The organism is Ruegeria sp. E8, assembly GCF_056533985.1.
In genome coordinates this window covers 18,834-42,638 of sequence record NZ_JBQFOY010000005.1, presented here as the reverse complement: position 1 = coordinate 42,638, position 23,805 = coordinate 18,834, and the positions used below count along the sequence as shown (strand labels likewise).

Here is a 23,805-nt window from a genome sequence, read left to right as displayed (position 1 = left end):
GTGAGAAAATGCCTGTGTTCTCAGATCAGTGCATCGCTGGTCTGTTGGTGGATCATGTGATGAACTCGTGCCTCGTTACTAACGGGTGCCTCTTTTCCTCTGCGCATCCCGGACCAGCGCGGCGAGCCGATAAAATCCATGAGCCATTTTGGTGTATGGCGTCAGCAGAAAGAATGCCAGGACCGCCCCAAGGTGGATGGCAAGCAGCGCAGGCATCAGAACCGTTGAGCCAAGGGCGTAAAGAACAAGCCCGCTCAACCCAACAAAGCCAAGCAACAAGATGAAACCGATATCGCCGCCCCACGCCGTAGGGTCGCCAAGTTCGTGATCGGACTTTTGTTTGAGGAGTGTCATCGCGCCGCAACCCACTGTCAGCAACACACCGCCGGATATTCCGAACAACTTAGGCAAAGACCAAAACCCGTAAGGTGCGTGCATTCCGAAACCGTAATGCATAACCGTCGCCACCGAAGTTGACGCAAAACACAGCAGGAACCCGTACATGATGGCGTGGTGAACGTGACGTCGAGCCTGACTGAACCGGTCTTCGTCCTCAAAGTTACAGCCCTCACCATGCCCGGCGGCCAAATCCTGCATCCTGCCGGCACGTTTGAAGGCGGCGGTTACGTCTGCCAAATGGATGGGTTTGCCGCCGACTTCGGTCCAGTAGTGCCTGAGGCTGACGGCTATGCTAAACAGCGGCAACAGGAACGCGGGCGCAAAGATCGCGACCATCGCGTTGTGGGACAGGACGGCGTAGAACCCCTCCCCTCCGCTGGAGCCAATGGCGCGGATTACCCAGAATAACAGGGCGAATCCGATCACAAGCGCCAGGGCTATGGCACCGCCATGGGTGTGGAACCGGCGCGCCAGCGGTTGCGGCCAGGCGAAGCTTTCCCAACTGTCTCGCCGCACTTCGGCCAAAGCTTTGGGCAGGTTCAGGTCAAACTCGTGCGGTGCCGTGTACTGACAGGCGTAGTAGCACCCTCGGCAGTTGTGGCACAGATTGGCCAGCTGCGTGATGTCACCGTCCGAAAACGCGCGTTCCGAATGTAGTGACGGGAAGACCGAGCAATAGCCTTCACAATACCGGCAGGCATTGCAAATCTCGGCCTGGCGGCGGGCTTCCTGAACAAGGTCAGTTTGCATAGACGGCGGCCTCACGTCCTGCGATGCGTCCAAAAACGGTTCCGATGGTCATGCCGAACCCGGCGAGATACCCCTGCCCCAATATCGACCCGGCCATGGTCTCGCCGGCCGCCCATAGGTTTCTGATTTTGCCCTCGGGGATCGAGCACTGCGCCCTGTCATCGACCTTCAGGCCCAGATAGGTGAAGGTCACGCCGGTCCTCAGCGAGTAGCCATAGAACGGCAGCTCGGTAATCGGGCGGGCCCAGTTGGTCTTGGGCGGGGTCAGACCCGAGGTTGTGACCCCATCCAATTCGGTCGGGTGAAAGGCGCTGGTGTCGCCGCAGGCCGCGTTGAACTCTGCGACCGTTGCCGTCAGCTTGTCTGCTGGCAAGTCCATCATTCCTGCCAACTCTTCCAATGTGTCCGCTTTCAAAGGAGGAAAAACCGATGGCATGAACAGGTTCAGCGATTTGGCATCAATGATCACGTAACCCACCTGATCCGGCTGGGCTGCCACAAGCCGCCCCCAGATCGCATACCGCTTGGGCCAAACGTCTTCGCCTTCGTCATAGAACCGTTGGGCGTCTTTGTTCACGACGATTGAAAACGGCACGCAATCCAGACGTGTGACGATGCCCCCGTCGAATTTCGGCGCGCGCCCATCAATGGCCACGGCGTGGCACTGGGTCGGATCGCCGACGCTCTCAACACCCTGATCCAGAAGATCGGCCAGAACAACGCCCCGGTTATAGGGCGTGCCGCGGATCAGGAAGTTTTTCGCGGGCTCTCCCCATGCGCGGGTCAGCCAATCCGTGTCAGCCTGAAACCCGCCCGAGGCGACGATGACCGCTTTTGGCGTTATGCGATGAGACTGGCCTTCGTGGGTGTAATCCACCCATTCGATCCGGTCCCCGTTCAGTGCCAGATGCGTGACTGCGGCCTCATACAGCACATCCACGCCCAGCCCAGCCGCTGTCCGGTAGTAAGCGTTGACCAGAGATTTGCCGCCCCCCATGAAAAACGCATTGGTCCGCGCCAGCGACAAGGTTCCCGATAGCGACGGCTGAAACCGAACCCCGCGCTCCTCCATCCACGGCAGGCATTCTTCCGAAGTGCGGATCACCAGACGGGCCAGATGCTCGTCGGTTCTTCCATCGGTGACTTTTAGCAGGTCAGACAGATATTCGTCTTCGCTGTATTCCTCGACCAACGGACCCAGCGGAGATTTGTGCATGCAGCGAAAGTTGCGCGTGTGGCGTGAGTTTCCTCCGCGATAGGGTTTCGGTGCCGTTTCGAGGATCAGTACGCGCGCACCGGCCTCGGCGGCGGTCATCGCAGCGCAAAGGGCCGCGTTGCCACCTCCAATCACAGCGATATCGTAAGCTTCCTTTTGGATGGCCATGTTCCGTTCACCTACAGATTTTCGTCGATTGTGCGGTCGCGTTCCTGCAACGCGCGGATACGCATCCGTTGCGCGGCTTGAATATGCGCGCGCATTTCCGCCTCTGCAGCCGCACCATCCCGCACTTTCAACGCAGCCATGATGCCCCGATGCTCAGCAACTGCCGCCTCGGAACGTTCACTATCCAGCAATTGCGACGGGCCGAGGATCAGCAACGCTTTTCGAAGGGACAGCATGGATTTGGCCAGAAACCGATTTTTGGCGGCATCCAGAAGCGTTGCATGAAATACCCTGTTGATTTGGGCCGCGTCAGGACCGGTACCAGCCTCGGCAAGCCTGTCATTCAAAATATCCAACTCATCCAGTTCGATATCTGACGCTGCACGTGCCGCCAGACGGGCCGCAGTGCCTTCAAGCACGGCGCGCATCTCATAAAGCTCCATAACCTCGGCATAATCCAGGCTGCGTACAGTCGCGCCCTGCCGGGGAACATGCGTGACCAGCCCGTCCGCCTCCAACTGTCGGATCGCCTCCCGCACCGGGGTTCGGCTGACACCCAGCCGTTCGGACAGCTCAATCTCGCGCAGGCGGTCGCCGGGCAGAAGCGTGCCGTCGCGTATCTCGTCCAAAAGGCGCTGGTACGCGGAATTGCCTTGTGGACCAGGCTGTAAGGAGGCGTCTTGAATCGTCATCGCGGGCTCACTTGCTCTCTTGCGTCCAATTGAATACATTTGGATACATATCGAGTCAACGATGTCGGAACCTGCGTCTTGCCCACCCAGACAAACCCACCTTCTCTTCTGGTCAAACGGGCCGTGACGTTCGGTCTTGCGGTTTTGGGCACAGGGCTATTCTGGGCGCTAAACCTGCCGCTGCCGTTTTTGTTCGGCCCAATGAGCGCGTGTCTGATTGCAGCTCTGGCTCATGCCCCTATGGAAGGGTTCGGGCAGATCTCGATTGCCGCCCGAACTATATTGGGCGTCGCGGTTGGGGCGTCGATCACCCCCGCGTTGTTTGCTGAATTGCCCAAGATGGCCGCGTCGATCATGCTGATCCCCTTCTTCATTATCCTGATTGCGCTTGTCGGTGTGCCGTTCTTCCGCAAGGTTTGGGGCTTTGACGACAAGACCGCGTTCTACGCTGCTATGCCCGGCGGATTGCAGGACATGATCATCTTCGGAACAGAAGCCGGGGCCGACCCGCGAACGCTGTCTTTGATCCACGGAACGCGCGTGTTGATCATTGTGACGTTGGCCCCACTGTTTCTGACAGTTTTCTACGAAGCCGAACTCACCAATCCAATCGGACAACCTGCAAGTGAGCTACCGGTTCACGAGTTGGTGCTTATGGTTCTGGCGGCATTCATTGGCTGGAAAGGCGGAGAAAGAATTGGGCTTTTTGGGGCCTCCATCCTAGGGCCAATGATCCTGACGGCAGCATTGTCACTTGGGGATTTCATCCACACCCGCCCGCCGCGAGAGGCGGTGCTGGCGGCACAGTTTTTTATCGGATGTGCGATCGGCGTACAGTTCGTTGGCGTAACTTGGGGCGAATTGCGCCGGGTTGTTTCTGCGGGTGTTGCTTATGTTTTTGTGCTGGCTATTCTGGCGGCTGGGTTCACCGCTGTCGTCACAACACTTGGGTTGGGCAGACCTGTTGAAGCCTTTCTTGCTTTCGCGCCCGGCGGGCAGGCCGAGATGACCGTTCTGGCGATTGTTTCGGGCGCTGATCTGGGTTTTGTCATCACCCACCACCTGACGCGGATCGTATTGGTCATCATCGGCGCCCCTATCGCCGCAAACCTTATGTTGCGCTGGTTCAAACCCCGGAGTTGAGCAAAGAGTGTCGCAAGTGGTGGAAAAGTTTTTAGGAGTGACGTGGCTGCAAAGTTGAATCGTTCAGACTATCTTTACGATGTTGGCTAAAAAGTGCTCTTACAGGCCTCTGGTCTGCGGTTTCTTGCTCAAAAAAACATGTGCAAACTTGGCAATGCTGAACTAAATTTCTAAATGCGGCGATGCTTCTCCGAATGATGTGGATTGAAAACTGTGAAACCTCAAAACCGCGGAACAGCGGCTCCTCGCCATGAATTGCGAAACGTGCGCAACCAGGGAATTGCGTTTCTGGGCTTAGCATTTTTGTTCAGCATCTTCGTCAACCTGCTTATGCTGACGGGTCCTCTGTTCATGTTGCAGGTTTATGATCGGGTTCTGAGCTCGCGCGCGGTTGAGACCCTGACCGCGCTGTTTTTGCTTGTCGCGTTGCTCTACGCGCTGATGGCCATGCTCGATTTTGCGCGCGGGCGTATCGTTGCCCGGTTTGGTGCCCGGTTTCAGTCGCAACTGGACGAGCGGGTTTTCGAAGCGACGCTACGTCGATCTCTGGTGCCACAGGTTCGCTCAGCTCCTGCGACGGCTTTGCGCGATCTGGAATCCATTCGGAACCTGTGCTCGTCACCTGTGTTACTGGCGGTGATGGATGTTCCCTGGACACCAGTCTTTTTGGGCGCAATTTTTCTGTTCCACCCGCTGCTTGGCTGGTTGGCAGTGGCAAGTGGTGTTCTTCTCGTCTTGATCGCGCTGCTCAACCAGGCCCTGACCAGACGCAAGGTGGCCGAAGCGCAATCAGCAGCGGCACGGGCAAATGCGTTTTCCGAACACGCGCGCCAAGCGGCTGAAGTTGTACGTTCACAGGGTATGCAGGCGGATGTTACGAAACGGTGGCTGAAGCAGCGGTCAGATGCCCTGCAACAGAACATTTCCGCCAGCGACTGGACCGGCAGTTTCACGTCACTGACCAAGGCTCTGCGGCTGTTTCTTCAATCTGCCATGCTGGCATTGGGCGCGTGGCTGGTGCTGCAGAATCAAATGACGCCGGGCGCGATGATTGCGGGCTCGATCCTTTTGGGCAGGGCTTTGGCTCCGGTCGAACAGGCGGTTGGCCAATGGGGTATGATCGAACGTGCCCGTACGGCCTGGAGTTCGCTGAGCCGGTTTTTGGATCAGACCCCACCCGAGGAGCAGAAGATTCGCCTGCCCATTCCGAAATCGCAACTGGAAGCCAAATCCCTGACCGTGATCCCGCCGGGCGCTTCGACGCCAACGTTGCGGAATGTGAACTTGCAACTGCAACCGGGCAAAGCGCTTGGTGTTATCGGGAAAAGCGGATCGGGCAAAACGACTTTGGCCAAGGCACTGCTTGGGCTTTGGCGACCGGCAGCGGGCGAGATCCGGTTGGGCGGTGCCACGTTGGACCAATATGACCCCAACGATCTAGGCAGCCATATTGGGTACCTGCCGCAGCAGGTGACACTGTTTAATGGAACCGTTGCCGAGAACATTGCAAGGATGTCCGAAAACCCGGATTCTGAAGCCGTGGTTGCCGCGGCCAAAAAGGCCAATGCGCATGAACTGATCCTGTCTCTGGAAAAAGGTTATGGCACATTCCTCGAAGGCAATGACAGTCAGTTGTCGGGCGGCCAGAAACAGCGCATCGCCTTGGCGCGTGCGCTGTACGGCGACCCCGTGTTGCTTATTCTGGATGAGCCGAACTCGGCATTGGACGCAGATGGGACAGAAGCCCTGAATGCGGCAGTACGCGGCCTCAAGGCGGCCGGCAAGGCAGCCATCATCATGACGCACCGTCCTCAGGCCATTTCGGAATGTGACGATCTGGCTGTTGTCGAAAAAGGACAAGTGGTGCGGACCGGTAGCCGTGACGAGGTTCTGAACGCGATGGTGCAGAACGCGGGCGCGATTAAGCGCAAGCTCAGCTCCGTAGGTGAATAATGGCAAAGAAGATGACTAAGAAACCGGTGCCCGCCTGGGGTATCAAACTGCCTGCGATGGTCGGATTTCTTGCCCTCGGCATTCTGGTTGGCGGGTTGGGTCTGTGGGCTGTGAAAACGCGGTTGGCCGGAGCTATTGTGTCTTCGGGTGTGATCGAGGTTCAGAGCAACCGTCAGGTTGTCGAGCATCCTGACGGAGGCGTGGTCGGTGAGATTTTCGTGCGCGACGGCGATGTGGTTGCGTCGGGTGACTTGCTATTGCAATTGGATGACACGTTTTTGTCTTCGGAACAGACGATTGTAGAGTCCCAACTATTCGATCTTCTGGCTCGCCGCGCCCGGCTTGAGGCTGAACGAGATGGACAATCATCCAAGGAGCTGGCGGCACGGCTGGGTGAGGTTCAGAAAGAATACAACATTGATCCGGATCTGATCGAAGGACAGCAAAACCTGTTCGATGCCCGGCTGGAAACGCTGTCCAAGCAGGACGAGCAACTCAGCAAACAGTTGGTTCAGATCGAAAGTGAAATCAATGGCACCGAAGCGCAATTGGTTTCGCTGCGCCGTCAGGTCGAGTTGATCGAAGCGGAACTGGAAGATCAGCAAAGCTTGTTGAATCGTGGTCTGACCCAAACCAGCCGAGTTCTTGCTCTGCAGCGTGAAGAGGCAAGTCTGACAGGGGAAATCGGCAGGCTGGAAGCATCCGTCGCCCGCTTGAAGGGGCAGATCGCGTCTACCGAGATTCAGATCGTTGAATTGACAGCGACCCGGCGGGAAGAAGCGATTACCACTTTGCGGGACGTGCAGGCACAGGTAGCTGAGCTGTGGGAACGCAGGCTGTCCCTGTCAGAGCGGCTGACAAGGCTGGATATCCGCGCTCCGGTTAGTGGCACTGTTTACGACAGCCAGGTTTTTGCCCTGCAATCGGTCATCCAGCCGGGTGAGCCCATGATGTATGTGGTTCCGCAGGATACCCCCCTACTGGTTGCCGCGCGCGTGGATGCGATCCATGTGGATCAGTTGCATGTCGGTCAACCCGTCGCTCTGCGCTTCCCGGCATTCAATCAGCGCGAAACGCCAGAGTTGGACGGACAGGTCAACAACGTATCGGCCGATACATTCACGGATGAGCAGTCCGGCTTCACCTTCTACCGTGCCGAAGTGGTTCTGAATGAAGGTGAAATGGAACGCCTCAATGGTCAGGAGCTTTTGCCGGGTATGCCGGTTGAAACCTTGATCAAGACCGACGAGCGAACCCCGTTGTCCTACCTTGTCAAACCGATGGCGGATTACTTCAATCGCGCGTTTCGTGAGTGATACGGCGGCGGTTATCTTTGGATAACCGCATTTTCCCATTCAGCAAGAAAGCGGCGGCGTTTGAGCCTGTCCAGAAACGTCATTAGGGCTGGGTCCAGTCCGATCGTTTCCCGTTCGGCCGCCGTGTCGTAAGGTGCCAAAGGTGGGAGGGTAGACGCATCCCCTGCCCGCCTGGATTGGTTCGAAACCAAATGGCGGAGGAATGAAGCCGCGGCATCAGGATCGGGGGTGTCAGCCAGCACCATTGCTGTACGCATCATGGTCGTTTGAAAGTCCGACGGCAGGATGATTTCCAATGTATCTTTGCTTCCGGCGCGGGCGTTGGCATAGCTGCCCAACACGTTGTAGGCCACGGCAATCTCACCGCTGACGAGATCATCGATCATATCGGCTGAACAGCAATAGAGACGCACATCAAGCCCACCCATGACTTCCATAAGCCGCCAATACGTCTCAGACGCGCGGGCATCCTGTGTTGCGAACAGATAGCCAAGGCCGGACTGGCGTATGTCATAAGTGCCAACCCGCCCCCGAAAGTCTTCTGGCCGCATACGCAGGATTTCAATCAACTGCTGCCGGGTTTCCGGAACAAGGTCACCGGCAAAGGCCGCTCGGTTTATCACAATTGTTGCGGGTTCTGACGTGAAGGCGAAAAGGCTTTGATGCCATTGCGCCCAGGATGGCAACGAAATGTCGTCGATGATGCGTCCGAAGCCATCGTTCGCCAACTTCAATTGCAGGTCCATGGCGCTGGAGATAACAACATCGAAATCTTCAGGCGCGGCGCGGACAATGCGGTCGATATCTGCAGTTCCGGTCACCATGTATTCGACAGTGATACCCGGATTTTCCCTAATGAATTCCGCTATCAGAGGCTCAAACAGAAAGGTGTCCGTGCTTGAGATGACGCGGATATGCGCTTCATCCGCCGAAGCGTTGAAAACCTGCCGATCCTCCCATGTCTGGGCGGCGGCACTGAAAGGAAAAGTAAACAAAATCAGAGCGATAAGGTAACGCACGCGCCGCCCCCTTGCCTATTGGCCAATTCCAGTGCGCCACCGTGGGCCGTTGCAACGTCCTGAACGATGGTAAGACCCAATCCGGACCCGATGGTCCCGCTTGCGTTCTTGCCGCGTTCAAATCGGCGCGTCAGCGTGTCGATTTCGTTCGGGGGAAACCCGGGGCCTCGGTCTTTGACACGGATTTGAACATGTGGATCCGACGTAACCTCGATACGGACGGAACTGTCTGCCGGTGCGTATTTCAAAGCGTTGTCAATCATGTTGCGCACGGCGTTTTGAATCAGAATGGGGTCTCCGGAATAGGAAACCTGTGGATCGCCACTCAGAGACAGCGACAGGTCCTTCATCTCGGCAATCGGTGTCAGACGCTGCACCAGATCATGGATCAAAGCGTTCAGGTCAATGTCTTCCCGTTCCAGATGATCGGCCCGAAACGTGATCATCGCGTGATCCAGCAACTGCCCTGCCGCCCGAGAGCTTTCGTCAATCGCACGCACCATCGAACGCAAAGCTTCGCGGTTTTCTTCTTTTTCCACCCTCTGCAGGGTGGCATCAGCATAAGATCTGACCGTTGCAAGAGGGGTCCGTACCCGATGGGCCGCCTCGGCTATGAAGTCTTCTGACTGGCTGAGGGATTGATCCAATCGGCCCATCAGAGAGTTCAACGATGTTACCAGGGGTGCCATCTCGCGGGGTACAGGTTTTTTGAATGGGCTCAGGTCCTGTGGACCCCGGCGCGTGACAGAGGTTGTCAGCCTGTTCAACTGTCCGATGGTAGAGGATGTTGCCCAGAACGACAGTGCTGCCGCGAGGGCAAAGAACCCAACGCCCAAAATCGCGGCGTTGCGCGAAATCTGGTCCAGCGTTTCGGCCAGCGCATCCTGTGTCTGCGCCAATGCGACCTGAATGACGGTTTGCCTGTTCAGACCGACAAGAGTTCTGCTTGCGCTGACCTGACGGATAGCTTCGCCACGTATCTGGCTGGACTGAAAGCTCCACCTTCCGTCACTTTGTTCTGTGATCGGCGGAAGATCTTCGTACCCCGACAGAAACTCTCCGTCCTGAAAGATCGCGTAGAACACCCGGTCGTCGGCTGGCGTGCTCAGCATGGCAAAGGCGGCGTATGGGATATCGACCTCCAACTCGCCTTCTCGCAGAGCCGCTGCATCCAAAATCGACGTTACCGATGCCTCAAGGATATTGTCCTGCCCCTGTTGCGCGACCTGTGCGGCGTAGTTTCGGACCGCAATGAACAAAAGGAAAGCAAGGATCGCAGCGCCCCCAATCAGCGTCAGAACCAATCGGTTCCGCAGTGATCCTGACACATTGGGATCAGGAGGCATGATCCAGCCTGTATCCAAGGCCCCGAAGCGTGGTGATCTTCAGGTCCGAGGGTTCAAGATGTTTACGAAGGCGACCGACATAAACCTCGATTGCATTGTCCGAGACATCGTCGTCATAGGAAAACAGCCGATCCGTCAGTTTCTGTTTCGAAAAAACCTGACCGGGCGCGTTGATGAATAACTCCAAAAGCCGCAGCTCGCGGTTGCGCAATGAAACGGTCTCATCCCCGACAGTCAGGTGGCCAGCCAAAGGGTCGAAAACGATGCCACCTACCTCGATCGTGGTTTTTGCATTCCCGGATTTGCGGCGCAAAACGGCGCGGCAGCGGGCTTCAAGCTCAGCGTGGTCGAAAGGTTTCGTGACATAATCGTCGGCCCCCAGATCCAGCGAACCGATTCGATCCGAGACCTGACTGCGGGCCGTCAATACGATGACCGGGGTATCAAAATGGCTTGCACGATGCAGTTTCAGAAAGTCACGTCCATCCCCATCAGGTAACATGATGTCCAACAGGATCAGATCGTATTCCTGAGTTTCGACAAAGGCGGCCGCATCGTCCAATTTCGCTGCGTGATCAACCACATGGCCATCCAACCTCATGCGGGAACAGATGGCATTCGCCAGATCAAGATTGTCTTCCACAAGCAGGAATTTCATGGAGTTTCAGCAGTATTTTCACGCGTGACAGGTTGATGTCAGGTTGATGTGTTTTTCTTCAACCCAATCTGAGCCGCCATGCGGCCGGTTGTCAAATGGGAGGACATCATGACGACATTCACACTGGGCCGTCGCGCCCTGATCGCAGCTGTGGCTGCAATTGGCCTGGCCGGGCCGTCACTGGCTGAAGATCAGGTCGTGGACAGCATCCACTTTCTGATCCCCGGCGGTGCTGGCGGCGGTTGGGACGGGACCGCACGTGGCACCGGCGAAGCGCTGACCAACGCAGGTCTTGTGGGCACTGCGTCCTACGAAAACATGTCGGGCGGTGGTGGCGGCAAAGCCATTGGGTATCTGATCGAAAACGCCGACAGTAATCACGGAACGCTGATGGTGAACTCTACACCGATCGTGATCCGCTCGTTGACCGGCGTATTTCCGCATAACTTCCGCGACCTGACGCTGGTGTCGGGCACGATCGGGGATTATGCAGCGATTGTCGTGGGTAAAGACAGTCCCATCAACTCGATGGAGGACCTGCTTGCTGCCTTTGACGCCGATCCCGGCGCAACTGCAATTGGCGGCGGTTCGGTGCCCGGCGGCATGGATCACCTGGTGGCCGCAATGGTGATGGAAGCGGCGGGCAAAGATGCGCTCGGCGTGAAATACATCCCATATGATGCGGGCGGTAAAGCCATGGCAGCCCTTCTGTCGGGCGAAATCGCAGCACTGTCGACAGGTTTCTCGGAAGCAGTCGATCTGGCAAACGCGGGCGAGGTCAAGATCATTGGGGTGACGTCGGAAGACCGCGTTGATGCGGCCCCTGATGCCATGACCATGAAAGAGCAGGGCATCGATACAACCTTCGTGAACTGGCGCGGCTTCTTTGCGGCACCCGGCCTGCCCGAGGACAAACTGGCTGCCTATCAGGCCGCGATTGCCAAGATGTACGACACTCCGGAATGGGAAGAAGTTCGCGCACGCAACGGTTGGGTGAACATCCACAATTCAGGCGACGACTTCCAGTCATTCCTGGAGCAGCAGGAACAGCAGATCGGCGACCTGATGAAAAAGCTGGGCTTCCTTTAAAATCAAATTGGCAGAGCGGGTCGCCGCTCTGCCTTCCCCATCGACAAGAAAAAAGGAGGGGGCCTCATGGCGCTGGATCGCTGGATCGCGCTCGTTCTTCTGGGTGTCTGTTTAACATATGGCTACGCTGCCTGGTTCACGATGGATGGTAGCCTGCCCCCTTTCATGCAGCGAAACCCCATCTGGCCAAGCACCTTCCCCAAAGTGCTGTCGGTATTGGGGATCGTCACCACCACGATCATTTTGCTGGGCTTTGAAAAGGCCGAACCCAAGGAAGCCGACATCGATTATCGGCGCTTGGGAGAATACCACCTCGATCAGGCGCTCATGCTGCTGGCTCTGATGGTGATCTACGCTCTGTGCCTGCGTCCCGTCGGTTTTCTGATCTCGACCTCGGCCTTCCTGATTCTCGGATCGTTCATTCTGGGCGAGCGCAAGTGGCACATCATGCTGCCCGTCGCGCTGATCGCGACCGGTTCGGTCTGGTATCTGGTGCAGGAAGTTCTTGGCATCTACATGCGCCCCTTGCCGGGCATTTTCGGAGGCTGACATGCTCGAAGGACTTCTGATCGGCCTGCAAACGGCATTCTCAATACAAAACCTTCTGATGGTCATCGCGGGCTGTCTGATCGGCACATTCATCGGCATGTTGCCGGGCCTGGGACCAATGTCGATCATCGCCATCATGATCCCGGTCGCGATCTCTATGGGCGATCCGTCCGCAGCACTTATCCTGCTAGCCGGGGTGTACTATGGTGCCATTTTCGGGGGTTCGACCTCTTCGATCCTGCTAAACGCGCCGGGGGTCGCGGGCACTGTTGCGTCCAGCTTCGACGGCTACCCGATGGCCCGTCAGGGCAAAGCGGGCAAAGCCCTGACCGTCGCCGCTATCGCGAGTTTCGCAGGCGGCACCCTGGGTGCAGTGCTTTTGATGGTTTTCGCCCCTGCCCTGTCATCCGTGGCGTTGCTTTTCCATTCGGCTGAATACTTCGCTCTGATGGTCGTTGGCCTGTCCGCCATTGCCGCTTTTGCTGGCACGGGTCAGGTGGCCAAAGCAGTCATCATGACGCTGCTGGGTTTGATCATGGCCACTGTCGGTGAAGGAGCGCTGTTCAACCTGCCGCGTTTCACCATGGGTATCATGGACCTGCAATCGGGCTTCGGTTTCATTACACTGGCTATGGCCATGTTCGCCCTGCCCGAAGCTCTGTTTCTGGTCCTCAAGCCAAAGGACCTGAAAGGTGATGATGGCGAAATCAAGGACCTCAGGATCACCAAGGCCGAAGCCAAGGCCATCGCGCCTGTGGTCGGCCGTCAATCTGTGCAGGGGTTTTTCATCGGCGTCTTGCCCGGCGCTGGCGCAACGATTGCCAGCTTCCTTGGCTACGCGGTCGAACGCAATATCGCCCCGAAAGAGGAGCAGGAAGAGTTTGGCAAAGGGTCGATTAAAGGTCTCGCCGCGCCCGAAACGGCAAACAACGCGGCCTGTACCGGCTCTTTCGTACCACTTCTGACTCTGGGCATTCCCGGCTCTGGTACGACGGCCATCCTGCTTGGTGCTCTGATCGCTTTGAACGTGACCCCCGGCCCGCGCCTGATGTTGGATGAGCCGCAGATTTTCTGGGCCGTGATCATGTCAATGTTCATTGGCAACCTCGTTCTGCTGGTTCTGAACCTGCCGCTGATCCCATACATCGCCAAGGTCCTCTCGGTCCCGCGCAACTATTTGATCCCCTTCATTTTGTTCTTTACTCTGATGGGGGCCTATATCGGACAGAACAATGCGACCGAGCTGTTGATACTCGTAGGCTTCGGCATCTGCGCAACTGCCTTGAAGTTTGCAGATTACCCGCTGGCACCGTTGCTGATCGGCTTCATCCTCGGCGGCATGATGGAGGACAACTTTGCCCGGTCGATGCAGCTTTATGATGGCATCGCCTTCATCTGGGAACGCCCGATGACACTGGGTCTGCTGGTGATCGCGGTGTTGCTGGTGCTTCTGCCCAGCTATCGCGCGCGTCGTGCAAAGGCTCGGGCGGCTGGGGTTGCTGAAGGTGACTGAACCGCTGGCAGGAATACGGGTCCTTGATCTGACAAATGTCCTTGCGGGTCCGTATTGCTGCTATCAACTGGCGCTGATGGGTGCCGAAGTGATCAAGGTCGAACGCCCCGGTGGCGGCGACCTTGCCCGCGTTCTGGGCGCTGACCCCGACAGAAACAAAGCGGGCATGGGGATCAGTTTTCTGGCGCAAAATGCCGAAAAGAAATCCGTCACGCTCGACATGAAATCGGAAAAGGGCAAGGCGTTGCTAAAACGCCTTGTCAAAACAGCCGACGTTTTGGTCGAGAATTTCCGACCCGGAGTGATGAACCGTCTTGGTCTTGGCTACAACGTCTTGCGCAAGGTCAACCCTGACCTGATCTATTGTGCCATCAGCGGGTTCGGGCAGGATGGCCCGCGGCGGGGCGATCCGGCTTATGACCAGATCGTGCAGGGGATCAGTGGTGTCATGTCCATCACCGGCGCTTCTGACACCGCACCCTATCGTGTCGGCTATCCTTTGGCAGACACGGTCGGGGGGATGACAGCCGCCTTCGCAGTGGCTGCCGCATTGAACACCAACCCGCGTGGAACCTATCTGGATGTTGCCATGTCCGAAGCGGTGATCTCGACGATGGGGTGGGTGGTGTCAAACTATCTGGTCGGCGGCGTCACACCCGGAGCGCACGGGAATGAGAACACAACCTCTGCGCCTTCGGGTACTTTTGCCACACTCGACAGCCCGATCAATATTGCGGCCAACCGCGATGAACAGTGGCAAGCGTTGGCAAACCATCTGGGTCGGGGCGAGTTATTGAACAGCCCCAACTATGCCACCCGCGAAGATCGCAAACGAAATCGCCATGCGTTGCGTGAAGCGCTGGAGCAAACTTTGCGGACCAGACCGGCGGCAGATTGGGTTCGGGAACTCAATGCTATTGGCGTGCCAACCGGGCAGGTTCTGACCGTGCCCGAAGTGCTTGCCGACGAACAGCTCGCTGGTCGTGGGCTGATCGGGTCTGTGCAGGTTCAAGGCGAAGACATGAAACTTGCAGGCAGCCCCATTGTCATGGACGGCGCGCGCCGAATGCCACAAACTGCGCCGCCTGAACTTGGGGCTGACAACAAGGCGATCTGGTCTGAAATCGGATTGTCCGACGCAGAATTTGCAGCGTTGCGCAAGGAGGGGGTCATATGAGCGATGTTTCCGATTGGTGGACGACATCCATCATCGACATGGAGCCTGGCCGCATAGACCTGCGCGGTGAGCCGATCCAGAACCTGATCGGAAATCTCAGCTTCGCCGAAATGATCTGGTTCATGGTGCGCGGTGATCACCCCTCGGATGCGCAGGCCCGGTTGTTCGAGGCTGCGTTGGTTGCTGCGGTGGACCATGGCCCTCAGGCCCCTTCAATCGCCACGGCTCGCATGGCCGTGACCTGCGGCTTGCCTCTCAACAACGCAATGGCAAGTGCCATAAACATGCTGGGCGACATTCACGGCGGTGCCGGCGAGCAGGCCGTCACGCTTTTCCACTTCGTGGCAGAACGCCCCGGCCGCTTGGAACAGGCCGTGGACGATTGGATTGAGAGCGAGGGGAAAATATTGCCGGGCTTTGGCCACCGATTCCATACTCCTACAGACCCTCGAGCCCCGCGTCTGATGACGTTGGTTTCAGAAGCCGTCAAAAACGGTGCCTGTGAAGGTCATTTCATGCAGACGGGGCAAGCTATTGAGACGGAGTTGGCGAAGCGCAAGGGCAAGCCTGTTCCAATGAACATAGATGGCGCCACAGCCGTTATCTATGCCGAGCTTGGCTTTGCGCCTCCGCTGGCACGCGGGCTTTTCTGTCTGTCGCGATCTGTTGGAATTCTGGCCCATGCGTGGGAACAGATGCAGCAGGGAGGCCGGAACAAGGGACCTACCCCACCCGCCTATCGCTGGACCTATGAGCCGACATGACACGCCTTAGGCGGTTCTAAGGTGCGGTCGATTGGCCAGCAATCCAGCTGCGGCGCGGGCAATCATCAACTCTTCATTCGTCGGGATCGCCATGACCACCACGCGGGACAAATCGGTTGAGATGATCCTGTCGTTATCCGCATTTGCATCGGGGTTCAGCTCGATACCCAGCCACCCCATTCCGGAACACACCCGGTCACGCACCAGGCGCGAGTTTTCACCTATCCCGCCTGTGAACACCAAGGCATCGATCCCACCGAGAATAGCCGCCATCGCCCCAAGCTCACGCCGAATACGGAAGGTGAAATAGCTGATGGCCTGACGGCTTTCGGGCGTATCGGCCTTTTCCAGAGTGCGCATGTCGTTCGAAAGCCCGGAAAGGCCCAACAAGCCTGATTTGCGAAACAGAAGGTCCGAGATTTCGTCAGCGTTCAGCCCTTCCTGATCCATCAGATACAACACCACGCCGGGATCAAGCTGGCCGCAGCGCGAGCCCATCGGCAGACCGTCCAGCGCCGAAAACCCCATGGTCGAACCCACGGATCGCCCACCGATCATCGCACACATCGATGCGCCATTGCCCAGATGGGCCACGACCACACGCCCTTCGTGCAGCAACGGCGCTGTCTTTGCCATATGCCCCGAAATGTATTCATAGCTGAGCCCGTGAAAGCCATAGCGCCGAACGCCTTTGTCATAGTATTCGCGCGGCAGGGCGAAAACATCATTCTCCCAAGGATGATTGCGGTGAAAGGCTGTATCGAAACAGGCGATCTGAGCTGCGTTCGGGAACCGCTCCATCGCGGCCTTGGCTCCGGCCAGATTATGCGGCTGATGCAGAGGAGCGAACGGTGACAGCTTGTCCAGCGCTTCAATGGATGCCTTGGTCAGCGGCAGTGGCGCATCAATATCCGGCCCGCCGTGGACAACACGGTGCCCTACCGCGGTCACCTCGCTATTTGGGAAGGCACGAGCCAGCAGGTTCAACACCCAGTCCAAAGCAGCAGCATGATCATGTATTTCGCCTGCAGTGCCACCGGCAAGGACACTTCCGTCCGAAGACTTCGCTTTAACAAGCGGTTCCTGTTCTCCAATTTGCTCCACCACCCCGGTGCAAACCATGATCGGGTCGTCTTCGGTCAGCTTGAACAGACCAAATTTCATCGAAGATGATCCGGCGTTCAGTGTCACGACATGTGTCATACAAGGGGCTCCGGTAAAGGGTTGGGCGCAGTGAAGTCCCCTTCTGATACTCAGTTCGGCAACCAATGGAAACAATGCAAAATGGCCGCCCAAGTTGGTCGACACGTTATTTCAGATTTGCAACGCCTTTGTGTCGTTGCGCTTGGAACATGAGCATGTCGCGGATCAGCTGCGCCGCTTCCCGCCACCGCCCTGTTTACGCATCGTAAGCCCGATACGCTTTCTGGGCACGTCCACCTCGACAACGCGGACTTTTACAACCTGCCCAGCCTTCACCACCTCATGTGGATCTTTGACGAAGCGGTCCGCCAGTTGGCTGACATGAACCAACCCATCCTGATGAACGCCCACATCTACAAATGCCCCGAAGGCGGCCACGTTTGTCACAGTGCCTTCCAGAACCATGCCGGGCTTCAGGTCAGTGATCTCTTCGATACCATCTGCAAAAGAGGCAGTGACAAAACTGGGCCTAGGGTCCCGCCCGGGTTTTTCGAGCTCGGCAAAGATGTCCCGCACCGTCGGCAACCCGAAATCTTCGGTTACGAACTGTTCGGCGCGCAACCCTTTCAACGCGCCGCCATGGCCCATGATGTGTCGGATATCACGCCCGCAGGCCGATACGACACGGCGCGCGATGTCATAGGCTTCCGGGTGAACGGACGACGCATCAAGTGGCTCCGCGCCGTCCCGGATACGTAAAAAACCAGCGCACTGTTCGAAGGCACGTGGCCCCAGCCGCGCAACCGACAGCAAGTCTTTACGTGATTGGAACGGCCCGTTCAGATCGCGATGGGTGACAATGGCTTCGGCTTGCGACAGGCCTAATCCTGAAACACGCGATAGCAAGGGTGCAGAGGCTGTATTCAGATCGACGCCAACGGCGTTCACCACATCTTCGATTGCGGAATCCAATGACTGTGACAGTCGATGTTGATCCACGTCGTGTTGATATTGACCAACACCGATGGACTTGGGCTCGATCTTGACCAGCTCTGCCAAAGGGTCCTGCAAACGACGTGCGATGGACACTGCCCCGCGCAGCGACACATCCAGATCAGGAAACTCGCGCGCGGCCAGTTCCGATGCGGAATAGACCGAGGCCCCGGCTTCGGAGACAACCACCTTTGTCGGTGCTTTAACCATCTTCGGCAGCAGGGACAGCGTGTCTGCAACCAACCGTTCAGTTTCACGGCTTGCGGTCCCGTTTCCGATGGCGATCAATTCGATCTGGTGGGTCGATATCAGGTTTAGGATGGTTGCCTGCGCGCCACGCAAGTCGTTCTTTGGCTGAAACGGATATAGCGTATCGGTGGCCACGACCTTGCCAGTGGCATCGACCACAGCCGCTTTCACACCGGTGCGGATGCCCGGATCAAGGCCCAAAGTGGCCTTGGCACCCGCCGGCGCTGCAAAAAGCAAGTCCTTGAGGTTGCGCGAGAAGACCTGAATCGCCTCATCCTGTGCCCGGCTGCGAAGATCGGCCATAAGCTCGACCATCATGGACAGCGAAAGCTTGACTCGCCATGTCCAGCCCGCGACTTTGCGCAGCCAGGCATCACCCGGTCCTTTGCCGCGCGTTTGCAGATGCGCAGCAACAATCGTCTCGGCCCGCGCCGCGCCAAATTCCGGTTCCGGTGCGATGTCGAGTGTAACAATGCCCTCTTTCGAAGCGCGCAGCATCGCCAGTGCCCTATGCGACGGCACCTCCGCCCAAAGCTCGGAATGGTCGAAATAGTCGCTGAACTTCGAACCTTCCTTCTCTTTCCCTTCGATGATCTTGGCACTGAGCAACGCCTCGCGCTGCATGAACGTCCGCAGTTCGCCCAGAAGGGCTGCATTTTCCGTCAAACGTTCGGTCAGAATGTCCCGCGCGCCGTTCAATGCATCCCGATGCGTGGGCACAGTCTCGGTCAGATAGGCCTCGGCCAAGGCTTCAGGTTCCGCATCACGGTCAGCCAGAATGGCATCGGCCAGAGGCTCCAACCCGTTTTCACGCGCAATCATCGCCTTGGTGCGTCGCTTTGGCTTGTACGGCAGATAGATGTCTTCGAGTTGGGCCTTTGTTTCCGCCCGAGCAATCGATTTGCTCAGATCCTCGGTCAGCTTCCCCTGATCCGTGATCGAATTCAGGATGGTATCGCGTCGTGCCTCAAGTTCTCGCAGATAAGTGAGACGCTCGGACAGAAGGCGCAATTGGGTATCGTCCAGGCCACCAGTCGCTTCTTTCCGGTAGCGGGCGACGAAAGGTACCGTAGCACCATCGTCCAGTAGTTTGATCGCTGCACCGACCTGCTCGGAACCTGCGTTAATCTCGGTGGCGATGGTGCGGGCGATACGGTTCAATGGGGCCTCCTGAAGCGACGATGGAAGGACTTCTTAACCAGCCGTTTCAGCAAGGGAAAGACCCTTGCTCCGAGTGCTTCTGAGTATCAGCAGATATGGATGCATCGGCCTTCCGGCGCATGTTTCAGAATATCGTCGGATTGACACCCGGCGAATATCGAAGCGGTTTTTTCATCGGATCAAGTACCCGAAACAACTGCGCGGTAAGGGCACCTGGGCGTTAACCCCAGGGCATGAGCCCGCTGTACCCTGTGCGCGTGCTTACAGAATGCGCCATCTGTGCCAGCGTGGTAAGGTCGAAAACCGGCAGTTGCAACTCCTCTTGAATCCGGGCTGCATAAGGTGGCAGGTCAGTGCACTCCAAAACCAAAGACCGAATCTCGGGCGTGTCGCGTTTCAGCCTTTGCACTGCGTCCAAAACTTCGGACTCGATCAGATCGGTGTCCATGCGGGTGCGTGTGTTGCGTAGGATCACCTCGGCAAACTCGCTGGTGTGTTCCAGCCCTTGTACAGCCACCGGAACACCCCCTGCCCCGACCCCTTCGAAATGGCGTTGAGTCAATGCCGACGCGTCGGCGGTCATCACTCCAACTGGCGCGCTGGCTCCGGTCATCTGGTAGGCAAGCGGCACCTGAATAAGGCTTGAAGCAAAAACAGGCACCGATACCGCAGCAGCAAGTTCTTTCTGGAACAGAGCAAGAAACCCGCAACTGCCCGTGATGGCACGCACGCCCTCGGCCTCAAGCCGTTGCGCCCCCTTGATAAAGGGGTCCAGCAGCTCAGGTGTCGGGTTGTTCAGAAGCGTCGGCACGGTAATACCGTCTATCATCTCGTACAGCACCGGGAACGGCAGGCTGGACGGGTTCTTGATATGACCTGGAGGCTTGGGGAAATAGCTCTCCAGACACAAAACCCCGATTGAGGCCCCGCAGATATTCTGTCCGCCTTGGTAGATCGGCATGGTGTGATGATCCTTCTTCGAAACGATGCGTTGTGCGTGTTAGAACCGCGACAGGGCAAATGGGTCCAATGCGATATTGAGGCGTTGGCCTGACACCAGATCGGCGACAAGCTCTCCGGTCTTCGGGGCCATCATCAGACCGTAGTGAGAATGGCCAAAGGCGCTGAACAAGCCCTTGTGGCCCTCGACCGGACCAATTGCAGGCAGGCTGTCCGGGAAGGACGGGCGGCGGCCCATCCAGAATTTCGTATCCTTGGTGTTCAGATCCGGCATCATCGCCCGGGCCTGCTTAGTCAGAAGCGCTTGTTTGCTTGGGTCTGGCGGTGCATCGATGCTGCCGAATTCGGCCGTACCCGCCACCCGCAACCCGTCCTGCATCGAACTGGCGACCACTTTGGCGTCTACGTCCATCACTGAATTCTTGAGGGACGCCTCTGGGTCGGGAAACTGAACATGGTATCCGCGTTCGGCCACCAAAGGTGCGGACAGGCCCAGTGGTTTCAAAAGCTCGGCAGACCAGACCCCGGCGGCCAACACGATGGAATCCGCGTGAAGCGTGTCCCGCGAAGTCGCCACGTGCCATTGCCCATCCTCGGTTCGGTTTAGTCCACTGACTTCCGCTCGGACGAATTCAGCGCCCTGTTTGCGCGCTTTGTCGGCCAGTACCGCACCAACCCGACCGGGTGAGATCACCCGCGCCTGCCCTTTGATCAGGATCGCCGCTTTGAACTCCGAGGACAAAGCCGGCTCGATCCGGCGCAGTTCCGCACCGTCGATCCGCTCAAGTTGCCCGCCTTTTTCCTGCCGGATAAGGTACCCCAGCGCATCCAAGTCAGCCTGATCTGGTTGGCGAAAAGCATGGATATAGTTGGAATCGACGATCAGGTTTTCATGCCCGGTGTTTTGTAAGTGCCGACGGTAAAGCTCTATCGATGGTCGACAGAGCAGCTCCATCGCGTCCGAGTTGCTGCGGACGGATTTCTCATGTGACTGCTTCAGGAACCGCAGGCCCCAGGGCACCATTTTGGGCCAGAACGAGGGCCTGACGGACAACGCACTTTTTGGGTCCAGCAGCATCCGGGGGATCGATTTCCAGATACCGGGCATGGCCTGTGGGATTATCGACCAGGGTGAAACAACTCCGGCGTTGCCGAATGAGGTCTCCTGCCCCGGTTCGCCTCGGTCAATCAACCGCACGGTTATGCCTCGGTCCTGCAATGACAGCGCGCAGCAGATGCCGACGATCCCTGCGCCGATAATGGTAACCTGTTCAGACATGTCAGGCCGTTGCCTGAGTTCGGCTGCGGGCGATCAACTGGGTGACAATGACGGGTGAAGCCACTGCCAAAGCGATCAGGTCAGCCGTCAAACTGGGTGCCACGAAGATGACCCCTGCGATGGCCATCAGGATGCGCGACACGAGGTTGAGCGGCTGCAACCAATAGCCCACCACTGCGGCCGACAGCGCGATCACCCCCGCGATACAGCTGGTTGCGGTATAGGTGAATTCCCACAGATCAAACCCGGTGGAGGACACGAACAGCAGAACCGGCGCGTATACGAAGGCCATCGGCGCGATCACCTTGCCCAGCCCGAGCGTAAATGCGGACAGTCCGGTACGGAATGGGTTGGAATTTGCAATCGCCGCCGCCGCATAGGCGGAGGTACAGACCGGAGGCGTGATCTCGGACACGACGCCGTAGTAAAGAACGAACAGGTGACTGGCGATGGGCGGAACACCAAGCTGTGCAAGTGCGGGCTGTGCTACCGAGACGAGCATGATGTAAAGAGCGGTCGTTGGTATGCCCGCCCCCATCAGAATGCAGACGATGGCAATGAAGACCAGCGAGATGAACAGTTGCAGATCTTCCATCGCAAACAGCTGGAAGCTGCTGAACGAGATCATGTTGTAGAGATCTGCCGCCAGGTTACCCGCGCCTTGCGTGACCATGAATCCGATGCGGAAGCCGATGCCAGTGGTGTTGATTACACCAACCACGATGCCCACCGCAGCGGCCGCGGCGCCGACGGCCAGCGAGTATTTTACGCCCAATTCAACCGCTTGCAGCATTTCAGGCACTTCGATGCGTTTCTGAGGGTTCAGTGTGGCGATCACCGACAATCCGCACAGGATCGCGGTCATGGTCAGGTCGAACCCGCCGTCTGAGAATTTCCACAGCACGAAAGCCAAAAAAGCTGCGGCATAGATCAGTGTCGGAGGTTGCTTGATACGCGACATGCCCGCGATGACGGCCAGAGAAATACCGCAGAAGGCCGACATGAACGGTGTGTAGCCGGTAAACAGGACGACCAGCAGACCGATCAGCGGAACGATATTGGCCCAGCCCTCGGCCCAAACTGCCTCGAGCTGCGGCAATTGCTCTTTCGCCAAACCTTGCAGGTTCAGCTTGCGCGCCATCAGATGCACCACGGCAAAAACACCGACATAGTGCAGGATCGCCGGGAAAATCGCGGCGATGACGATGGTGGTGTAGGGAACCTCGAGGAATTCGGCCATGATGAAGGCCGCTGCGCCCATGATGGGCGGCGTGATCTGCCCACCAGCCGAGGATGCGGCCTCGACGCCGCCAGCAAAATGGCCGGGGTATCCAAGGCGCTTCATGTTGGGAATTGTCAGCGCGCCGGTCGAAACAGTGTTGGCCACCGAAGAGCCCGAGATCGTGCCGAAGAAGGCCGAGGATACCACCGACACTTTTGCCGGACCGCCAGTATAGCGACCCGCCAAAATGGTTGCGTTGTCGATGAACAGTTGCCCCAATCCAGTGCGCTGCGCGATGACGCCGAACAACACGAAGTGGAACACTATGGTAGAGACAACCCAGAGCGTGACGCCGTAGATACCTTCCTGAGGGAAATACATCGACGACACGAAGGTTTTGAAATTCACGCCGGGATGTTGCAGCAAGCCGGGGAAGTACGGCCCGAGCAGGGCGTATGAGATGAACACACAGATGATCAAAGGCAGTACCCAGCCCAGCGTGCGGCGGGCGATGTCCAGCACCAGCAGGATGATGATAACCCCAAGCACCACGTCATAGCTGTTGGGGTTGCCCATCCGGAACGTCTGTTCCTCGATCCCCAGAAACGGGATGCCGCGCCAGGCAACGCCCACATAAAGCGCGGCGATGATGCCAAGTGACATGAAAACGAGATCGTAGAGGGGGATGTTGCCGATGCGGAACCGGCTGACCTTCAGGGCATAAAGGCTCTTGGCCCCCACAATAGGGATCGTAGCGTAAACCAGAATGAACAGCAGAGCCAGGTAGATACCCATATGCCAGTGATCGGCCGGCAGACCGAACCCGGCGGTGAAGAATTCGTAGAACGCAAGGATCAGGGCAACAACGCGGAGAACCTTGCCGGTTGTCGGCGTAACCTGTCGGACGGCGGCGCCTTCGTCGAATTGTTCTTCGATGGCAGCCAGTTCCTCGGCTGTCAGTTCGTGGTCATCAAGTTTCTGGGTCTCGGACATGATGGCCCCCCGATTTCGCATAATTCCAGAGTGCGGTGCCCCTTATGGGGCAC

19 protein-coding genes are annotated in these 23,805 nt (G+C 57.7%); 8 read left to right on the top strand and 11 right to left on the bottom strand.

Features of this window, described 5'->3' with window-relative positions:
- Nucleotides 1–78: 78 nt before the first annotated feature.
- Genes tcuB through ACR0LF_RS08560 form a run of 3 tightly spaced genes read right to left on the bottom strand, consistent with a single transcriptional unit; the run spans nt 79 to nt 3,225 of the window.
- Nucleotides 79–1,149, bottom strand: coding sequence for a tricarballylate utilization 4Fe-4S protein TcuB (gene tcuB, locus ACR0LF_RS08570; protein ID WP_480576846.1), 1,071 nt, complete (start codon nt 1,147–1,149; stop codon nt 79–81).
- A complete protein-coding gene (gene tcuA, locus ACR0LF_RS08565) occupies nt 1,139–2,533 on the bottom strand; it encodes an FAD-dependent tricarballylate dehydrogenase TcuA (protein WP_480576849.1) in 1,395 nt (464 codons plus the stop codon). The genes tcuB and tcuA overlap by 11 nt, the downstream gene beginning before the upstream one ends.
- Nucleotides 2,534–2,544: 11 nt before the next feature.
- Nucleotides 2,545–3,225 carry a GntR family transcriptional regulator gene (locus ACR0LF_RS08560; RefSeq protein WP_480576852.1) on the bottom strand — a complete coding sequence of 227 codons (681 nt, stop codon included), beginning with the start codon at nt 3,223–3,225 and terminating at the stop codon, nt 2,545–2,547.
- A gap of 78 nt (nt 3,226–3,303) precedes the next feature.
- On the opposite strand from ACR0LF_RS08560, the gene ACR0LF_RS08555 reads away from it, so the two are divergent.
- The 3 genes from ACR0LF_RS08555 to ACR0LF_RS08545 all read left to right on the top strand — a co-directional run bounded on the left by ACR0LF_RS08555 (nt 3,304) and on the right by ACR0LF_RS08545 (nt 7,637).
- Nucleotides 3,304–4,368 carry an AbrB family transcriptional regulator gene (locus tag ACR0LF_RS08555; RefSeq protein ID WP_480577258.1) on the top strand — a complete coding sequence of 355 codons (1,065 nt, stop codon included), beginning with the start codon at nt 3,304–3,306 and terminating at the stop codon, nt 4,366–4,368.
- Between the two features lie 213 nt (nt 4,369–4,581).
- Complete coding sequence (locus ACR0LF_RS08550) at nt 4,582–6,321, top strand: type I secretion system permease/ATPase (protein WP_480627491.1); 1,740 nt, start codon at nt 4,582–4,584, stop codon at nt 6,319–6,321.
- A gap of 11 nt (nt 6,322–6,332) precedes the next feature.
- Nucleotides 6,333–7,637 carry an HlyD family type I secretion periplasmic adaptor subunit gene (locus ACR0LF_RS08545; RefSeq protein ID WP_480576855.1) on the top strand — a complete coding sequence of 435 codons (1,305 nt, stop codon included), beginning with the start codon at nt 6,333–6,335 and terminating at the stop codon, nt 7,635–7,637.
- Nucleotides 7,638–7,648: 11 nt separating this feature from the next.
- On the opposite strand, the gene ACR0LF_RS08540 is transcribed toward ACR0LF_RS08545, so the two are convergent.
- Genes ACR0LF_RS08540 through ACR0LF_RS08530 form a run of 3 tightly spaced genes read right to left on the bottom strand, consistent with a single transcriptional unit; the run spans nt 7,649 to nt 10,660 of the window.
- Nucleotides 7,649–8,656: an ABC transporter substrate-binding protein gene (locus ACR0LF_RS08540; RefSeq protein ID WP_480576858.1), complete on the bottom strand. Its 1,008-nt coding sequence runs from the start codon at nt 8,654–8,656 to the stop codon at nt 7,649–7,651.
- Entirely contained in the window at nt 8,635–10,002 is a 1,368-nt protein-coding gene (locus tag ACR0LF_RS08535; RefSeq protein WP_480576861.1) for a sensor histidine kinase, read from the bottom strand. Before ACR0LF_RS08535 ends, ACR0LF_RS08540 begins: the two co-directional genes overlap by 22 nt.
- Nucleotides 9,992–10,660, bottom strand: coding sequence for a response regulator transcription factor (locus ACR0LF_RS08530; protein ID WP_480576864.1), 669 nt, complete (start codon nt 10,658–10,660; stop codon nt 9,992–9,994). The genes ACR0LF_RS08535 and ACR0LF_RS08530 overlap by 11 nt, the downstream gene beginning before the upstream one ends.
- 108 nt (nt 10,661–10,768) lie before the next feature.
- Between ACR0LF_RS08530 and ACR0LF_RS08525 the strand changes: the two genes are divergently transcribed.
- From ACR0LF_RS08525 to ACR0LF_RS08505, 5 genes are all read left to right on the top strand, one after another.
- Nucleotides 10,769–11,749: a Bug family tripartite tricarboxylate transporter substrate binding protein gene (locus ACR0LF_RS08525; RefSeq protein WP_480576867.1), complete on the top strand. Its 981-nt coding sequence runs from the start codon at nt 10,769–10,771 to the stop codon at nt 11,747–11,749.
- Nucleotides 11,750–11,815: 66 nt separating this feature from the next.
- Nucleotides 11,816–12,298 carry a tripartite tricarboxylate transporter TctB family protein gene (locus ACR0LF_RS08520; RefSeq protein ID WP_480576870.1) on the top strand — a complete coding sequence of 161 codons (483 nt, stop codon included), beginning with the start codon at nt 11,816–11,818 and terminating at the stop codon, nt 12,296–12,298.
- 1 nt (nt 12,299) lies between these two features.
- Nucleotides 12,300–13,811, top strand: coding sequence for a tripartite tricarboxylate transporter permease (locus ACR0LF_RS08515; protein ID WP_480576873.1), 1,512 nt, complete (start codon nt 12,300–12,302; stop codon nt 13,809–13,811).
- Complete coding sequence (locus ACR0LF_RS08510) at nt 13,804–14,988, top strand: CaiB/BaiF CoA transferase family protein (RefSeq protein ID WP_480576876.1); 1,185 nt, start codon at nt 13,804–13,806, stop codon at nt 14,986–14,988. The genes ACR0LF_RS08515 and ACR0LF_RS08510 overlap by 8 nt, the downstream gene beginning before the upstream one ends.
- Nucleotides 14,985–15,752 carry a citryl-CoA lyase gene (locus ACR0LF_RS08505; protein WP_480576879.1) on the top strand — a complete coding sequence of 256 codons (768 nt, stop codon included), beginning with the start codon at nt 14,985–14,987 and terminating at the stop codon, nt 15,750–15,752. The genes ACR0LF_RS08510 and ACR0LF_RS08505 overlap by 4 nt, the downstream gene beginning before the upstream one ends.
- Before the next feature lie 6 nt (nt 15,753–15,758).
- On the opposite strand, the gene ACR0LF_RS08500 is transcribed toward ACR0LF_RS08505, so the two are convergent.
- From ACR0LF_RS08500 to ACR0LF_RS08480, 5 genes are all read right to left on the bottom strand, one after another.
- The gene (locus ACR0LF_RS08500; RefSeq protein ID WP_480576883.1) at nt 15,759–16,955 is read right to left on the bottom strand and encodes an acetate/propionate family kinase; all 1,197 of its coding nucleotides are present in this window, start codon (nt 16,953–16,955) and stop codon (nt 15,759–15,761) included.
- 165 nt (nt 16,956–17,120) lie between these two features.
- Nucleotides 17,121–19,298, bottom strand: coding sequence for a Tex family protein (locus ACR0LF_RS08495; RefSeq protein WP_480576886.1), 2,178 nt, complete (start codon nt 19,296–19,298; stop codon nt 17,121–17,123).
- 220 nt (nt 19,299–19,518) lie between these two features.
- Complete coding sequence (locus tag ACR0LF_RS08490) at nt 19,519–20,259, bottom strand: aspartate/glutamate racemase family protein (protein WP_480576889.1); 741 nt, start codon at nt 20,257–20,259, stop codon at nt 19,519–19,521.
- Nucleotides 20,260–20,298: 39 nt separating this feature from the next.
- A complete protein-coding gene (locus tag ACR0LF_RS08485) occupies nt 20,299–21,537 on the bottom strand; it encodes an NAD(P)/FAD-dependent oxidoreductase (RefSeq protein WP_480576892.1) in 1,239 nt (412 codons plus the stop codon).
- Nucleotide 21,538: 1 nt separating this feature from the next.
- Nucleotides 21,539–23,752 carry a TRAP transporter permease gene (locus ACR0LF_RS08480; RefSeq protein ID WP_480576895.1) on the bottom strand — a complete coding sequence of 738 codons (2,214 nt, stop codon included), beginning with the start codon at nt 23,750–23,752 and terminating at the stop codon, nt 21,539–21,541.
- Between the last annotated feature and the right edge of the window lie 53 nt (nt 23,753–23,805).

Excerpts from the sequence above, each read along its gene's own strand:
- ACR0LF_RS08500 (WP_480576883.1), bottom strand. The coding sequence starts at position 16,955 with ATGACACATGTCGTGACACTGAACGCCGGATCATCTTCGATGAAATTT.
- ACR0LF_RS08505 (WP_480576879.1), top strand. The coding sequence starts at position 14,985 with ATGAGCGATGTTTCCGATTGGTGGACGACATCCATCATCGACATGGAG.
- ACR0LF_RS08525 (WP_480576867.1), top strand. The coding sequence starts at position 10,769 with ATGACGACATTCACACTGGGCCGTCGCGCCCTGATCGCAGCTGTGGCT.
- ACR0LF_RS08480 (WP_480576895.1), bottom strand. The coding sequence starts at position 23,752 with ATGTCCGAGACCCAGAAACTTGATGACCACGAACTGACAGCCGAGGAA.
- ACR0LF_RS08530 (WP_480576864.1), bottom strand. The coding sequence starts at position 10,660 with ATGAAATTCCTGCTTGTGGAAGACAATCTTGATCTGGCGAATGCCATC.
- ACR0LF_RS08515 (WP_480576873.1), top strand. The coding sequence starts at position 12,300 with ATGCTCGAAGGACTTCTGATCGGCCTGCAAACGGCATTCTCAATACAA.
- ACR0LF_RS08520 (WP_480576870.1), top strand. The coding sequence starts at position 11,816 with ATGGCGCTGGATCGCTGGATCGCGCTCGTTCTTCTGGGTGTCTGTTTA.
- ACR0LF_RS08485 (WP_480576892.1), bottom strand. The coding sequence starts at position 21,537 with ATGTCTGAACAGGTTACCATTATCGGCGCAGGGATCGTCGGCATCTGC.
- ACR0LF_RS08490 (WP_480576889.1), bottom strand. The coding sequence starts at position 20,259 with ATGCCGATCTACCAAGGCGGACAGAATATCTGCGGGGCCTCAATCGGG.
- tcuB (WP_480576846.1), bottom strand. The coding sequence starts at position 1,149 with ATGCAAACTGACCTTGTTCAGGAAGCCCGCCGCCAGGCCGAGATTTGC.
- ACR0LF_RS08560 (WP_480576852.1), bottom strand. The coding sequence starts at position 3,225 with ATGACGATTCAAGACGCCTCCTTACAGCCTGGTCCACAAGGCAATTCC.
- ACR0LF_RS08545 (WP_480576855.1), top strand. The coding sequence starts at position 6,333 with ATGACTAAGAAACCGGTGCCCGCCTGGGGTATCAAACTGCCTGCGATG.
- tcuA (WP_480576849.1), bottom strand. The coding sequence starts at position 2,533 with ATGGCCATCCAAAAGGAAGCTTACGATATCGCTGTGATTGGAGGTGGC.
- ACR0LF_RS08535 (WP_480576861.1), bottom strand. The coding sequence starts at position 10,002 with ATGCCTCCTGATCCCAATGTGTCAGGATCACTGCGGAACCGATTGGTT.